This is a genomic window from Flavisolibacter nicotianae (genome assembly GCF_003628535.1).
Classification (GTDB): Bacteria; Bacteroidota; Bacteroidia; order Chitinophagales; family Chitinophagaceae; genus Flavisolibacter; species Flavisolibacter nicotianae.
In genome coordinates this window covers 597147-611527 of sequence record NZ_RBCI01000004.1, presented here as the reverse complement: position 1 = coordinate 611527, position 14381 = coordinate 597147, and the positions used below count along the sequence as shown (strand labels likewise).

The following is a 14381-nucleotide window of genomic DNA, read 5'->3' as shown; positions in this document are numbered from 1 at the left end:
CTGCCGTCTTATCCGGCTTTTCACTTCAGTTTGGGCGCAAGCTTCCTTTTTCACCTGTTGATGGCAACAGGTGAATGCGATCCGCTTTACCGAAGCGGATAGCAATTATCTTTGTCCCGCTTAAAAAATCGCCATGAGTGAAGAAAAGAGCCACAATTTTATCGAGGAGATCATTGAGAACGACTTAAAAGAAGGCAAATACAAATCGATTGTAACCCGTTTCCCGCCGGAACCGAATGGCTACCTGCACATCGGGCACGCCACGTCCATCTGGCTGAATTTTGGCGTTGCCAAAAAATACGGCGGTTATACCAACCTTCGGTTTGATGATACCAACCCGGCTACCGAGGAAACCGAATATGTAGAGAGCATCAAGGAAGACGTGAAATGGCTTGGTTATGAGTGGAAGAACGAACATTTTGCGTCGGATTATTTTGAGCAGCTGTATGAATTTGCCGTCAGGCTGATTAAAAAAGGACTGGCCTACGTGGACGATTCCACGTCCGAAGAAATTGCCGCGATGAAGGGTACCCCTACGGAACCGGGAAAGGACAGTCCGTTCCGGGGCCGAAGCATTGAGGAAAACCTTCGCCTGTTTGAAGAAATGCGTGCCGGCAAATACCCCGATGGAGCCCGGGTGCTGCGGGCAAAAGTAGACATGGCTTCGCACAACATGATCATGCGTGACCCGGTGCTCTACCGCATCAAGCATGCGCACCACCACCGCACCGGCGACCAGTGGTGTATCTATCCCATGTACGACATGGCGCACCCGCCAAGCGACTCGATTGAAGAAGTGACTCACTCGCTTTGCACCATGGAGTTCATTCCGCACAGGGAGCTTTACGACTGGTTGCTGGAAAACATTGAATCGTTCCCCTCGCATCAATACGAATTTGCACGACGCAACCTGTCCTACACCGTGATGAGCAAGCGAAAGCTGCTGCAACTGGTACAGGATGGGTACGTGGAAAGTTGGGACGATCCGCGCATGCCGACAATCAGCGGCATGCGCCGTCGCGGGTACACGCCGGAAGCGATCAGGGATTTTTGCGAACGCATTGGTGTGGCCAAACGCGACAACCTCGTGGACGTGGGCCTGCTGGAATTTTGCGTTCGCGAACACCTGAACAAAGTAGCCCTTCGCCGTATGGTGGTCTTCGATCCGCTGAAGGTGGTGCTTACGAATTATACAGGCGCGGTCGAAATGCTGGAAGGCGAGGAGAACCCTGAAGATGAGAACAGCGGCAGCCGCGAAATTCCCTTTGGCAGGGAGTTGTATATCGAGCGGGAGGACTTCATGGAAAATCCACCCAAGAAATTTTTCCGCCTCTTTCCGGGTGGCATGGTGCGCCTGAAGCATGCGTACATCATTCGCTGCGATGAAGCTGTGAAAGACGAAAACGGCAATATCACCGAACTGCATTGCACCTACATACCCGAAAGCAAAAGCGGGAGCGACACGTCGGGAATCAACGTGAAAGGCACTTTGCACTGGGTCGAAGTGACCAATGCCATTACAGCGGAAGTGCGTCTTTATGATCGTTTGTTCAAGGTGGAGGATCCGTCGAACGAGGAAGGTGATTTCAAGGATTACGTCAATACCGAATCTTTACAGACCCTTAGCGCAGCTTATGCCGAGCCTTCCCTTAAAAATGCCCGCCTGAACGAACGGTACCAGTTTCTTCGTAAGGGTTATTTTACACTCGACAACAAAGACACGTATAGCCGCCTCGTATTTAACCGTACTGTGACCTTAAAAGATGCATGGGCCAAAGAACAGAAGAAGGGGTGACGGATATTGGGTATGGAGATATTTGGATTGTAAAATAATGGATTTATGGTGTCCTAAATGAACGTTGATGGCTGTTGAATGGATGGACCTGTTTTTGTTGTGTGCGGCTGCTTTTTGTGCAGGATTTGTGGATGCGATCGTGGGTGGCGGCGGCCTGATTCAATTGCCGGCTGCACTGGTGATTCTTCCCCATTTTCCCGTGGCATCGGTCATCGGCTCGTTAAAAATTCCCTCGTTTAGCGGAACGGTTTTCGCCGCTTGGCAATACGTCAAAAAAGTAAGCATTGACTGGTGGTTGCTGACCATCGTTTGCGTGCTTGCTTTTTTGGCTTCGTACAGCGGTTCACTTTTACTGACGCAGGTGAGCAATGGCTTTATGAAGCCCGTGATCCTGGTTGTTCTCACCATCGTTGCCGTGTACACGTACACAAAAAAAGACTTTGGCCAGAGCGAGTCGCATGATCTTTCTTTCAACCGGCAACTGGCCATGGGGGTAATTATCAGCCTGCTGATTGGTTTTTACGACGGCTTTATCGGGCCGGGCGCCGGCAGTTTCTTTATCCTGGCTTTTATTGCCCTCCTTCATTTCGATTTCCTGCATGCATCGGCGCATGCCAAGATGGTCAACCTTGCTACCAATTTGGGCTCTGTCACGCTGTTTCTCATCAAAGGGAAAATCATCTGGCTGATTGCCTTGCCAATGGCAGCCGCCAACGCACTGGGTGGCTTTACGGGAGCAAAGCTTGCCATCGCCAGGGGAAACCGGTTCATCCGGATCTTTTTCCTGGTCATCATCGTGGGAATCCTGATCCGGTTTTGCTGGGATGTGTTTGTAAAAAAGTAACCTTCCGGTTGGGGTTAGGACAATTCTTTCTTTTCCTGTTCCAGCCAAAAGCGGCGAAGGGCATTGAGCTGGTCGAAATCGAGTTTTTCTTCCATTTCTTCCGTGAAGGTTTCGTCGTCCCGGTAACTGAAATGACTTTCCTTTCCGTCGCCGGTTTTGAGGGTGAAGTCATAGATGTGGTCGGGAGTGTGATTGACGACAACATGGGTGCCGTCTTCCAGCTTAAAATGAAGTGGATATTCTTTTTTCATGCCTGCGTTGGTTTGGCAGAAGTTACGAAAAAGAATTGTGCCAGCAGTACCCGTTTTCGGCGGTAATATTCCTTTCACCTGCGTACCAACTCGTGGTCTTTTTGGCGGCGGAAAAGGCAGCGACGTTTACCTGAATAGGTCCGCCGATTCGTTTTCACCCCGGAATAGCAGGCACCCCGTTTTTGACTGAGCAGGAGAGGCAGGGCTGCCCGAAAGAAATTATTTTTTCCAGGCGGGTTGCGCTCCTTCTTGTTTTGTTTCGATCATGTACACCGATTTCCCGCCAACGATGAAAAGTGTTTTGCGAAAGGCGCCGGTGCCAAAACACAGGTTGGTGGCCCGCGGCGATTTGATTTCGGTGATCAATTTTCCCTGCGGAGAGTACACGGCAACGCGGTTACCCAGGGCGATGTAGAGATTCCCGTCGGCATCAACGGTCATTCCATCGGGGCCGGCGGCAGATCCAAAGTCGATCAGCTTTGAGCGAAGTTTCAGCGAGCCGTCCTGGCGAACGTCGAAGGCATAAACAGCGCCTTCCATCGTTGGCCGAACGGTTGTTTCTTCAAAATCACCACCGCTGTTGCCGCTTCCAGGCCAGTCGCAATCGGCCACGTACAGGATTTTTTGATCGGGAGAAAACACGATCCCATTGGGCTTTGCCACATTGGCCGCTACCAGGTGCACTTCTCCGGTGGTGTCGACCCGGTACACACCCATTCCGTTTTGTTCCATTGTTTCCGGTCCTAAGTAGCGCGGATCCGTAAAATAGATTCTTCCCTGGCGGTCGATGGTCAAATCATTCGGGGAGTTAAATCGCCTGCCGCGGTAAAGACTTGCAACCGGGGCGCTTCTGCCGGTTTTCATGGTCGTCCGGGTAATCCCGCGGCCGCCGTAATTGGCACCTTCGCAGGCCAACAGGTCGCCGTTGGCGTCGAACTTCAACCCGTTTGACATGCCGCTGGGTGACCGAAAGATTTTGTATTCCTTGGTGGCCGGGTTCAGCGTCCAGATGATGCCGGCAAAGAATGGTGCGCCACCTGAGTTGGGAAAGTCGGAAAAATACAGAAGGCCATCAGGCGACATGGCAGCGCCTTCCAGAAAATCGACACCGGCGGTAAAGATTTCCTTTACGGTGGCGTTGGGAGCGATGATATCGGAGGCAGACGGTTGTTGCGCCAGTGCCTTTTGAAGGCCAGGCAACAAAAGCAGCAGGGCGGAAAAGAAAATACGGTTCCTATTCATGGTTGTGTGTTGAAAACGTTTTGAATTTACGGGTTTGTTCAGGAACGATTTTGTTTTTCTGTAAACATGGGTGCAGGCCTTGCAGCCAACAAAAAAAGCTCCCTGTTGCAGGGAGCTTTTTTTGAAAAAATGAGGTTTTATTTCGGATCCAGCACCTGTGCGATCCGGTCGTTCACATCCAGCAAATGGGCACGGCTGGCGCCGTCTTTATAGGCAGGCAGCGCAGCACGGATCTCGCTTTGCAGAATGCGCAACTGCGCTTTTGCAATAGAGATCGCATCCGTTGTTTTGCTATAGTCGGAGGGCAGGACGAAACCGCGGCCTGCCGAAATCGTGATGGCCGGACCGTCAGATTTCAGGTTGCCAACCAATTGCTCAACATAGGCTTTTTGCAGGTTGCGGCGGTAAATATCGATAGCTTTGTGTGAAGCCAGCTCGCTCCAGATTCCTTTGCGCAGATCGGTTACCATTTCCGTAGCGGTGTACACATTTTTTTCACCGCTGGCTTCTGCCCGGAACATCTTGTTGAAGGTGTTATTGCTCAGCAAGCGACCCAGCACACTGTTTTGGATTCCCAAAATCGTTGTCATGGCATTAGCGCCGGTGAGGTTGGCAATTTTCGGTTGTACCAGCCAGGTAGGCGTGGTAAACAACTGGGTCTGCAGGAACTGCATCGCTTCTTTCTGCCTGGCCTTCGACGTAAACTCTACGACCACGCCGCCTTCTTCCTGCATTTTCGGCGTGGTTTGAATACCGCCGATGTTTTTGGACACGTGGCCCATATAACGCGTAAACTGCCCGGTCAACTGCGTGTAGATCTGGTTCAGGCTCGTGTAATCGCGGTTGGCTTCCTTGGTCCACTCCGGCAGCTTCACCACGATGCGCTGGAGGTTCTTGATGCCATAGGCGCTTGCCTTCATCGCGTTGTCGCCCAGGTCTTCGTTTTGTGCACGGGGATCATCGGGATCCACTTCGGTACCAAACCACAGGCGTTTGTTCTTCATTTTTTCCGATGTCAGCTTATTGAGGGCCGGCACTTCATCCTGTGCTGTTTTGTAGTCCGGCATCCATTTGTAACCCCATTCGATCGCCCAGGTATCGTAGTCGCCGATGCGGGGAAACAGTCCCTTTTCCGAGATCTTGTCTTCGGGCTGGGCAACGTAGTTAAAGCGGGCATAATCCATGATCGACGGCGTATGGCCATTGGCTTCCACCCAGGCTTTGTTGCGCAGGTTTTCTACCGGCACGGTAGAAGAAGATCCGAAGTTGTGACGCAGCCCAAGTGTATGACCCACTTCGTGCGACGACACAAAGCGAATAAGTTCACCCATCAGCGAATCAGGGAATTGCAACTGGCGGGCACGGGGGTCGACGGCCGCGGTCTGGATCATGTACCAGTCGCGGACAAGGCTCATCACGTTGTGAAACCAGTTGATATGCGATTCGAGGATCTCGCCGCTGCGGGGATCGTGTACGTGCGGTCCCTGGGCGTTTGGCACGTCCGATGGCTTGTACACAATTGCCGAGTGGCGGGCATCTTCCAGGCTCCAGGAGGGGTCGTTGGTTGGTGCCAGCTTTGCAACGATGGCATTTTTAAAGCCGGCTTTTTCAAAAGCCTTCTGCCAGTCGTTCACACCCTGGATCAGGTAAGGAACCCATTTTTTTGGCGTCGCCGGGTCGATGTAATACACAATCTGCCGGGCCGGCTCTACCAGTTCGCCGCGTTTGTATTTTTCCACATCCTCCGGCTTCGGCTCAAGGCGCCAGCGGGTCACCATCCGGATCTTTTCGATGCCCTGCGGATTGGCGTCAAAGTCGGTGTAAGAGGTGGCAAAGAATCCAACCCGCGGATCAAAATACCGCGGCTTCATGGGTTCTTTTGGCAGGAGGATCATGGAGCTGTTCAGCTCAAAGGTTGACGGTGCGCCACCGGCAACAGGACCAAACGAAATGGTCATGCCGCCACCGGCTGGTGTGGGTGTGCGCATATAAGTCTTTACCGTTTTGATCTCGATGTTGGTTGGATAAGAGTTAACATCGTTGACGTAAGACGTTTCGCGTTGGAAACCGGTCAGGCCAAGTGCCCGTTTAATGCTGCCATCAAAAAACAGGATGTCGTTGTCTCCCATTAGGTAGTCGGTTACATCGATCACGGTTCCTTTTGCATTCGTAACGGAGTCTTTGGCAAAGGCTTTAATGTCGAACGAAGCAACAATGGGCTGTACGTTGGAATTGCGCACGGCATTGTACATCCCGGCCGAGTCGCGGCCGGCTTCGTCAAACGAATTGCTGCGAAGGAAAAGTTTGTTGTTGGGGCCTTTTTCGAAGGAGATCACATTTTCACCGATCTGGTCTCCGGCATAGCCCAAAAAGCCGGCACGTGGCCCTGTTGGTGCCTTGGAAATCCGGTTCACCACCAGGATTTCTCTTCCGAGCAGCGAATCGGGAATTTCAAAATAATACTTGTCGTCCACCTTGTGCGTGGTAAAAAGTCCTTTGTCTGTTTTGGCTTTTGCGGTAATGACATCCGCATAAGGCTTGGGGCCGGTGTTTTGGTTCATGCCTGCCCGGCCGGGAAAATTACCGGGAGTGGCTGTTCCATTAGTGGGCGGTGTAGTGGGTGGCGGAGTTTGTTGGGCAAATCCTGCAGCACTGGTCAATAAAAAGCCTGTTGCCATGGCAACAGCGAAGTGACGGTTCATGCCTGTTTGTTTGTTTTTAGGAAAATTTGTTTCAAAATAAAGCTCGGAAATTACAACAGTCGGTTTTGTTAAAATCAAGCGGGGCAAAGACTTAACTTTAATTAACACGGTTCCGGAGGCGGGAAACGACGATGGAGAATGAATGGCAGATGACAGCAGGCAGGTGACAGTTTTGGTCGTTTCGCTGTCATCCACCAGCTGTCTGCAAAGAATATTTTAGCGGCTGCAGCCACTTGTCATTGCGGGAGATCGTTTAGCGGTGACCTGTTTGATGATTTAGAAAGAAGTCCTGATTGGGCGTCTCTGGCCATCATCAGCGTTCCAGCATTTTTTTGCGCTTCATGTTCAGGAAGCGATCGAGCAGCATCAGGCCAAGGATCACATTAGCCATCATAAAAAGATTGACGAAGGTATTGTTGAACATTTTGCCGTAATCCACACTCGTGAAATCAACGCCCATCGGGTTACCGTTGCTGTTGCCTGCCGACCAGTCGACCTGTGCAAAGCCATAAACCAGAAAGCCTACAATTACAGTCAGGAAAAAGGCGGCAATGCCCCAGATGATCTTTGTATTGATGTATTGTTTGGTTGCCGGCGCAATCTGCAGTCTCGCAATTTCTTCCATTACGTTTTTGGTAAAACGCAGTGAAGGCTCTTCCAGCGCGGTGGACTGCACCAATTGATGCACCTCCATCAACTCGGCATATTTGGCCCTCCACTCCGCGTTTTCGGCAATCAGCCGTTCAATCACAGAAGGTTCCTGGCTGAGGCCATCGATGTATTCCCAAAGCCGCAGCTCCATGTCGTCGCTATGTTCCATTCCGTTATGCAAAGGATTGATGTCCATAAATCCGGGTTTTGCGTGTTAATAAATATCTCTTACTTCAGCGGAAAAATGTTTCGTCATTTTTTCTTTTAGTCGTGTGCGGGCCCTGTGCAACTGCACCTTCACCGCATTGGGTTCTTTGCCTATGATCTGCGCAATTTCTTCGAGGGTTTGTTCGCCCTTGTAAAACAGGGTGATCACCTGCGAATCCTCGGGGCTCAGCATCCGGATGGCCTCGTTCACCATCTGTACCCGGCTTTTTTGTTCGACCTGGTTGGCGCTCATCCCCCCGTCTACATTTTCTGCCACGGCAAACACATGTTCATTATCCAGCGACTGCACCGCCAGTTTTTTCTTCCGCAAAAACGAAAGACAGGTGGTGGTGGTGATGGTATACAGCCAGGTGCTGAACTTGGAGGCGCCCTTGAAATCGGCCAGCGACCGGAATGCCTTCACGAAAATATCCTGCGACACTTCCTCTGCGTCTTCACGACTGTTGATGTAGCGCAGCGCAATGGTAAAGACAAAGGACCGGTAACGCTCCACCAGCTCCGCATAAGCGGCCGTGTTGCCTTGCAGCACATCCTGGATCAGTTCATTATCGGGTGTTTTGGCATGCATTCCTCTGATAAGACGTCGGGTAATTGGTGTTGGTTACAGGGTGGGAAGGTATTGAGATATTGGGAGACCGGGATATTGAGAATTAGATATTTGATATTGGATATTGGATATTTGGTAAACTGGCGGCAAGTTCAGAATTGTCCTTTCCGGGCGATATTCTAAAAAACAAAAGACTGTCTTTTTGTAAAACAGTCAACTTGCATCATTTTGAGCATTATATCTAATATCCCAATATCTCAATATCCTAATATCCAACTCCTCCCTGTAACCTCGCCGAAACACCTGTCGTCCTATGTTCAGAACCAGTTCTTTGGAAAATTTTTCGAACGATCTGTAACCGGAATACAAAACATGTCGTCAGATTGTTTGAAGCCATCGAAAAAGGCTGGAAAATCAAAAACCTTCATACTTATAAAACTGACTTTATGCACAACGCAGAAATTTTAATCCCGATCTTGGTTCCCCTGGGCGCTTTTGCCATGATTTTCGGTATCATTTACCTCCGCACCCGCGAAAACATGGCCATGATTGAAAAAGGCATGAACCCGAAACGTTACGCCAACCTGCCGGCTCCGTTCCGCAGTCTTAAAACCGGATTGCTTTTCCTGGGCGCAGGCCTGGGACTGCTCCTGGCTTTCATCATATCCAAAAACATGGGCGGTCATGACAACGAAGCCATCTACTTTTCACTGATTGCCATCGGCGGCGGCCTGGGACTCGTTGGCTCTTACGCCATGGAAAAAAAGGAATACGATAACACCCGCGAATACCAAAATCAACGGGACTACCAGCACACACGGGAAACCACGGTGACCCGGAACCAGGAAGTCTGAGAAAGAAACAACCAAACCAAATGCAGGGTTGCCATAAGCAACCCTTTTCTCATTTTCAGACTTGGGTGGGATGAAAATTGTAGGAGAGATGGAATATGGAAAATCTTTCGTTCGATGCACTGGTGATTGGTGCCGGCGCGGCCGGCCTGCTGGCAGCGCTTGAAATCGCCCTCACGGGCCGTAAGGTCGCCGTTCTCGAAGCCAAGGCAAGGCCCGGCGGCCGCATCCACTCGGTGGAAAAAAATGGACGCTGGCTGGAGCTGGGGGCCGAGTTTGTACACGGCGATCTTCCCGTGACAAAAGAACTTTTTAAAAAAGCCCGTATAAAAACGGTCCCCGTAAAAGGGAGCGTTTGGCAGCACAAAGACGGCCGGCTGCAGGAACAGGCTGATTTTATAGAAGATGAAGACGAGTTGGAAAAAAAATTTCAATCCCTGGAAAAAGACAAACCCGTTGCACGGTTTCTGCGCGACGACCTGGCGGGGGAGCACTACAGCGACCTGCGCTTCAGCCTGAAAAATTACGTGGAAGGCTATTATGCCGCAGACACAGAAAAGGCCAGCACAAGGGCCCTGTGCGAGGAATTGACCAGCGGCGAAGAAGAGCAGTACCGGGTCGAGGGAAGCTATCATCGCCTGGTGGCCTATCTTGAAAACGAATGCCGGCATCGGGGGGTGCAGTTCTTTTTTTCGAGTCCCGTTACGCAATTGCAATGGAAAAAAGGAAAAGCCGTTGCCATCACAGAAACCGGAACATTTGCAGCAGCCAGGGTGTTGATCACGGTCTCCATCGGTGTCTTAAAAAATGCGGGCATTACGTTTTTCCCCGCTTTGCCCGCGGTTAAAAAAGCGGTGCAGCAATTAGGGTATGGACATGTGATTAAAATAGTCGTACAATTCGACCGGTCTTTTTGGAAGGAGCGTTCGATCACCGGCGGCCAAGACCTTTCCGACCTGAATTTTCTTTTTTCAACAGAAGCCATTCCCACCTGGTGGACTCATCATCCAAAGAAAGAGGCTATGCTGGTAGGCTGGCTGGGTGGTCCGAGGGCCGAACAACTGCAGCTTCTAGACAAGGAAGAAATTACACGAAAAGCACTGGAATCACTCACCAGGATCTTTTCGCTCGATCCCGCTTACCTGTCGAAACATTGCACGGGGATCGAGGTTTACAACTGGTCGGCCGATCCGCATTTCTGTGGTGCGTACGCTTACGAAGTGGTGAATGGGCATGACCTGATTAAAACACTTCAGCAACCGGTGGAGGAAACCGTATTTTTTGCCGGCGAAGGCTTGCATCCCGGTCCGCAAATCGGCACGGTGGAAGGCGCCCTTGTCAGCGGAAGGGAAACGGCCCGGCTCCTGATCGCCTCATTTCCGGCATAAGCGGCCTGTTGCAGGAAGAATGGTACGGTTTTTCTGTTGGTGTAAGAAAATTGTGGTTATGAAAAGCAGTAGAGATCAATCAAACATGCAGAACAAACAGATGGCAGGTCACCGCCCGGTACCCCAAAACCGCGATGACCTTGACAGTCGGAAAAACGAAGAACAGGAGACCAAAGGAGACGATATCACGCATAATCAAAAAGACGTAAAGCACGACCGGAAAAAAGTCAAAAATGATTAGGCTATGAAAAACAGGAGCCCCGCAAAAGCGGGGTTTTTTGTTGGCCTAACGCAACCGTGACAGCGAAATAAATTTACGGACAGGCCGTTCGTTTCAAGTCCCTGTCGGAGCGGCTTTACTTTCAATTAAAATGGTGTGGCTGCCAACAGATGAATAGGGGAGCAAGCCCCTGGTGTTCGAGTGTAGAGCATTCAGTTTTATCTTTATCGTGAACAAACAGACCGACCAACATGCTGAACCCATCTTCCGAGAACAGCCTCATTGATGCTTTTGAACGAATCCCGGTACATATTTTCCCGACGCTTGAGAAAGGATCGCAGGCGGCCGCAAAGGAAATTGCCAAATTGATACGGCAAAAACAGCAGTCCAGCCAGCCCTGCGTGCTAGGGCTTGCCACGGGATCAACGCCTAAATCGCTGTATGCGGAACTGGTGCGGATGCACCGCGAAGAAGGTCTCAGTTTTCAGAATGTCATTACGTTCAACCTCGACGAATATTACCCGATCGACCGCGATGCCTGGCAGAGTTACAATACCTACATGCACCGCAACCTGTTTCAGCACATCGACATCGACCCGGCCAATATCCATATTCCGAACGGCGAGTTGCCCAAGGAATCCGTGAAGGAGCATTGTGCCGCTTACGAAAAGCAAATTGACGATGCCGGAGGTATCGACCTCCAGATCCTTGGTATTGGCAACAACGGCCACATCGGCTTCAACGAGCCGGGTTCGAGCATTCATTCCCGCACAAGGCTCATCAACCTGGAAAATTCGACCCGCCTGGCAAACGCCTACGAATTTGCCAATATCTCCGAAGTGCCGCGGCTGGCGCTGACCATGGGGATCAGCACCATTCTCAAAGCAAAAAAAATCATCCTCCTGGCCTGGGGACCGGCAAAAGCCCCCGTGGTGCAAAAGGCGGTTGAACAAAACGTCACCGAAAGCGTTCCTGCCAGCCTGTTGCAGACCCATGGCGATTGCTCGTTTTATCTTGATGAAGCCGCAGCGTCCGAACTCACCCGCTACAAATCGCCCTGGCTGACTGGGGAAATTACATGGACACCGAAGATGATCAAAAAAGCCGTGGTGAACATGGCACTGAAACTCGGCAAGCCGGTGCTTTCCTTAACGAACAACGATTACAACGAATTTGGTCTTGGCGATCTCCTGGTAGAAGAAGGCGATGCCTACGAGATCAACCTGAGAGTCTACTATATGCTCCGGGACAGCATCACCGGCTGGCCAGGCGGAAAGCCCAATGCCACTATCCCGGCCCACCCCGAACGGTCTGAACCCTATCCCAAACGGGTAGTCATTTTTTCGCCCCATCCCGACGACGACATCATCAGCATGGGCGGCACCTTCCAGCGCCTGCACGACCAGGGACACGATGTGCATGTGGCCTATCAAACCTCCGGCAACATTGCCGTCACCGACGAATTTGTCACCCGCTTTCTTGATTTTGCTGTCGGTTTCGAAGAGATTGCCGGCATCAACAGCGATAAGTCGGAAAAGATTTTTGAAGACGTGCGCAGCTACCTTGCCCAGAAAAAAAGCAACCAGGTGGACACACCGTTCATTCGCGGTGTCAAGGGACTGATCCGCCGCTGCGAGGCAAAAGCCACGTGCCGCTATGTCGGGATCAAAGAAGAGGGCATTCATTTCCTCAACCTTCCTTTTTACGAAACCGGTACGATCGAAAAAGCACCGATGGGAGAAGCGGATATCCAGCTCACGATCGACCTGTTGCGGGAGGTAAAACCACACCAGGTCTATGCCGCCGGCGACCTGGCCGATCCGCACGGAACGCACAAGGTTTGCCTCGACATTGTGTTTGAGGCCCTCAGGCGGATCAAGGCAGACGGGGACGACTGGGTCGATGATTGCTGGTTGTGGCTCTACAAAGGTGCCTGGCAGGAATGGAATATCGACGAGATTGAAATGGCTGTGCCCATGAGTCCCGACCAGGTCATGCAAAAGCGATATGGGATCTTTATTCACCAGTCGCAAAAAGACATGGTCCCGTTCCAGGGAAGCGATGCAAGGGAGTTCTGGCAGCGTGCCGAAGAGCGCAATGCGGCAACGGCAGCGCTTTATGCACAATTGGGCCTCACGCACTATGCGGCAATGGAAGCTTTTGTGCGCTGGCATTATTAAGGAAAGACGGCTTTGCTGAAACGGCGGTCGGCCCGGCCTTTCCTGCCGGACCAATGCCGGCTGGGAGGGGTAAAGAAAAACCGCTGCTTATTGATTGTATATCAAAATCTTTACTCTAAATTTAGTAAGACAAAACAGCGGCCGCATGCTGAACCTGAAAAACCTCTTTCGAACGAAGGTCCTGGAGCTACAGGTCTCGAAGGCGCAGAAGGAACTCCTGGAACTTCTTCTCCTGAACAAGGACGATTTTGATCAATGGTGTCTTGCGCAGCCATCGTCGAAAATACGCTTCCAGTTTTTTTATCCCTCCGCCATCGATTTTTATTACGACGAATTCAAGCTTTTCAATTCGTTTTTCAGAAAAGATTCAAAAGGCGAGATCTGCCTGTTCGAGTTTAAAATGAGTGAAGTGAATTACGATTCGATCCGTTGCAGCAGTTGGGCGCCGTTCGAATCGGTGATCATTGACTTTCTCACCGGCCTCGAAGAAAACAAAAAGATCGCTTTGTTTGAAAAACGCAAAACCCTCTTGGAATACCAGTCTCTCTGCGCTCCCAATGCCGATGCCAAAACATTGCCGGGCGACTATGGCAAAGCTGTTTCAACAGCCCTGCAAATTTTGAAACCCTCGCACTAACGTTCACCTCTCTTTTTTCGTTTCGCTTGCGCAATCAATTATTTTTCCGAAAGAACCCAAACACCTGGAAATGCCTCTGTATGGGGTGCCGTGATTGTTTGGCGGGTGTACCGCGATCATTCTGCAGCAACTAATAATACCGCAACCGAAATGGCAATTTTTTGCACGTTGCTGCCATTACGGATATTCAATTTGCCCAGTGAAATCGTCGGAAGCTTTGTTCTGGTTTTTGTGATTTTTCATTTTATCAATGCCGAACTGGGTGAGCAAAAAAACACCGATCGGCCTGGGTTCGCTGGGTGCTATCCCGGTGGCTTTTTTGGTGTGGGCAATCGGCCTTTCCCTTGGCGGAACCACCGGTTAAGCTATCAATCCTGCAAGGGACTTTGGTCCGCGTATCGCACGTGCTTTTTTACCGTTGCGACAAGAGAGCAACAGCGACTGGGGTTATGACTGGATTCCGATTATGGGGCCGTTCATTGTTGGTGCACTTACCGCCGCTTTTTATCACTTCTTAAAAAGATGAAAAAAAATTCCGGAAGAAAAAGATTTTCTTCTTTTTGATCGAATCCATTTCCCTATATTTGCAGGCCCAAACGGGAATGGCTGCGTAGCTCAACTGAATAGAGCATCTGACTACGGATCAGAAGGTTTCAGGTTTGAATCCTGACGCGGTCACAGAGAAGGAGTTACGGTTTCGTAGCTCCTTTTTCTTTTCTGCATCTGCAAAATCTTTCCTCCTCATCTATCCTTCTCACAGCTTCGGTCTGTTGATCGAAAATCACATTTGTTTTCTCAATCGTTTTGAAAGATTCATCACAAAAAGGCAGCCATGCAAACAGGTG

At 50.8% G+C, this 14381-nt stretch carries 13 protein-coding genes and 1 tRNA gene; 9 read left to right on the top strand and 5 right to left on the bottom strand.

The window, feature by feature from the left end; genetic code table 11:
• The first annotated feature begins 133 nt into the window (after positions 1-133).
• Both D6024_RS14395 and D6024_RS14390 read left to right on the top strand, forming a co-directional pair.
• Positions 134-1795: a glutamine--tRNA ligase/YqeY domain fusion protein gene (locus D6024_RS14395; RefSeq protein ID WP_121355305.1), complete on the top strand. Its 1662-nt coding sequence runs from the start codon at positions 134-136 to the stop codon at positions 1793-1795.
• 67 nt (positions 1796-1862) lie between these two features.
• A complete protein-coding gene (locus D6024_RS14390; protein ID WP_205573285.1) occupies positions 1863-2639 on the top strand; it encodes a sulfite exporter TauE/SafE family protein in 777 nt (258 codons plus the stop codon).
• Positions 2640-2653: 14 nt separating this feature from the next.
• Here the strand turns inward: D6024_RS14390 and D6024_RS14385 are convergent, their stop codons facing one another.
• The 5 genes from D6024_RS14385 to D6024_RS14360 all read right to left on the bottom strand — a co-directional run bounded on the left by D6024_RS14385 (position 2654) and on the right by D6024_RS14360 (position 8281).
• Entirely contained in the window at positions 2654-2890 is a 237-nt protein-coding gene (locus tag D6024_RS14385) for a hypothetical protein (protein ID WP_121355304.1), read from the bottom strand.
• 219 nt (positions 2891-3109) lie between these two features.
• Positions 3110-4132 carry an SMP-30/gluconolactonase/LRE family protein gene (locus tag D6024_RS14375; RefSeq protein WP_121355302.1) on the bottom strand — a complete coding sequence of 341 codons (1023 nt, stop codon included), beginning with the start codon at positions 4130-4132 and terminating at the stop codon, positions 3110-3112.
• A gap of 137 nt (positions 4133-4269) precedes the next feature.
• On the bottom strand, positions 4270-6834 hold the full coding sequence (locus D6024_RS14370) for a zinc-dependent metalloprotease (protein WP_205573284.1): 2565 nt from the start codon (positions 6832-6834) through the stop codon (positions 4270-4272).
• 313 nt (positions 6835-7147) lie between these two features.
• The gene (locus tag D6024_RS14365; protein ID WP_121355301.1) at positions 7148-7681 is read right to left on the bottom strand and encodes a hypothetical protein; all 534 of its coding nucleotides are present in this window, start codon (positions 7679-7681) and stop codon (positions 7148-7150) included.
• 18 nt (positions 7682-7699) lie between these two features.
• The gene (locus D6024_RS14360) at positions 7700-8281 is read right to left on the bottom strand and encodes an RNA polymerase sigma factor (protein ID WP_121355300.1); all 582 of its coding nucleotides are present in this window, start codon (positions 8279-8281) and stop codon (positions 7700-7702) included.
• A 425-nt stretch (positions 8282-8706) separates the two neighbouring features.
• On the opposite strand from D6024_RS14360, the gene D6024_RS14355 reads away from it, so the two are divergent.
• The 7 genes from D6024_RS14355 (at position 8707) to D6024_RS14330 (ending at position 14214) form a co-directional block, all read left to right on the top strand.
• Positions 8707-9114, top strand: a complete 408-nt coding sequence (locus tag D6024_RS14355; protein ID WP_205573283.1) for a DUF6249 domain-containing protein — start codon at positions 8707-8709, stop codon at positions 9112-9114.
• A gap of 95 nt (positions 9115-9209) precedes the next feature.
• Positions 9210-10499, top strand: coding sequence for a flavin monoamine oxidase family protein (locus tag D6024_RS14350; protein WP_121355299.1), 1290 nt, complete (start codon positions 9210-9212; stop codon positions 10497-10499).
• A gap of 58 nt (positions 10500-10557) precedes the next feature.
• Positions 10558-10740 carry a hypothetical protein gene (locus D6024_RS26745; protein ID WP_162944721.1) on the top strand — a complete coding sequence of 61 codons (183 nt, stop codon included), beginning with the start codon at positions 10558-10560 and terminating at the stop codon, positions 10738-10740.
• Positions 10741-10970: 230 nt separating this feature from the next.
• Positions 10971-12899 carry a glucosamine-6-phosphate deaminase gene (gene nagB / locus D6024_RS14345; RefSeq protein WP_121355298.1) on the top strand — a complete coding sequence of 643 codons (1929 nt, stop codon included), beginning with the start codon at positions 10971-10973 and terminating at the stop codon, positions 12897-12899.
• 145 nt (positions 12900-13044) lie between these two features.
• Positions 13045-13536 carry a hypothetical protein gene (locus D6024_RS14340; RefSeq protein WP_121355297.1) on the top strand — a complete coding sequence of 164 codons (492 nt, stop codon included), beginning with the start codon at positions 13045-13047 and terminating at the stop codon, positions 13534-13536.
• Between the two features lie 418 nt (positions 13537-13954).
• On the top strand, positions 13955-14062 hold the full coding sequence (locus D6024_RS27275; protein ID WP_240410040.1) for a hypothetical protein: 108 nt from the start codon (positions 13955-13957) through the stop codon (positions 14060-14062).
• 78 nt (positions 14063-14140) lie between these two features.
• Positions 14141-14214, top strand: a tRNA-Arg gene (locus tag D6024_RS14330).
• The last annotated feature ends 167 nt before the right edge of the window (positions 14215-14381 follow it).

What these genes read in the sequence shown, in the direction of transcription:
- D6024_RS14340 (WP_121355297.1), top strand. Translation starts at nt 13,045, where the DNA reads ATGCTGAACCTGAAAAACCTCTTTCGAACGAAGGTCCTGGAGCTACAG.
- D6024_RS14360 (WP_121355300.1), bottom strand. Translation starts at nt 8,281, where the DNA reads ATGCATGCCAAAACACCCGATAATGAACTGATCCAGGATGTGCTGCAA.
- D6024_RS14390 (WP_205573285.1), top strand. Translation starts at nt 1,863, where the DNA reads ATGGCTGTTGAATGGATGGACCTGTTTTTGTTGTGTGCGGCTGCTTTT.
- D6024_RS14370 (WP_205573284.1), bottom strand. Translation starts at nt 6,834, where the DNA reads ATGAACCGTCACTTCGCTGTTGCCATGGCAACAGGCTTTTTATTGACC.
- D6024_RS14375 (WP_121355302.1), bottom strand. Translation starts at nt 4,132, where the DNA reads ATGAATAGGAACCGTATTTTCTTTTCCGCCCTGCTGCTTTTGTTGCCT.
- D6024_RS14355 (WP_205573283.1), top strand. Translation starts at nt 8,707, where the DNA reads ATGCACAACGCAGAAATTTTAATCCCGATCTTGGTTCCCCTGGGCGCT.
- D6024_RS14350 (WP_121355299.1), top strand. Translation starts at nt 9,210, where the DNA reads ATGGAAAATCTTTCGTTCGATGCACTGGTGATTGGTGCCGGCGCGGCC.
- D6024_RS26745 (WP_162944721.1), top strand. Translation starts at nt 10,558, where the DNA reads ATGAAAAGCAGTAGAGATCAATCAAACATGCAGAACAAACAGATGGCA.
- D6024_RS14365 (WP_121355301.1), bottom strand. Translation starts at nt 7,681, where the DNA reads ATGGACATCAATCCTTTGCATAACGGAATGGAACATAGCGACGACATG.
- nagB (WP_121355298.1), top strand. Translation starts at nt 10,971, where the DNA reads ATGCTGAACCCATCTTCCGAGAACAGCCTCATTGATGCTTTTGAACGA.
- D6024_RS14395 (WP_121355305.1), top strand. Translation starts at nt 134, where the DNA reads ATGAGTGAAGAAAAGAGCCACAATTTTATCGAGGAGATCATTGAGAAC.
- D6024_RS14385 (WP_121355304.1), bottom strand. Translation starts at nt 2,890, where the DNA reads ATGAAAAAAGAATATCCACTTCATTTTAAGCTGGAAGACGGCACCCAT.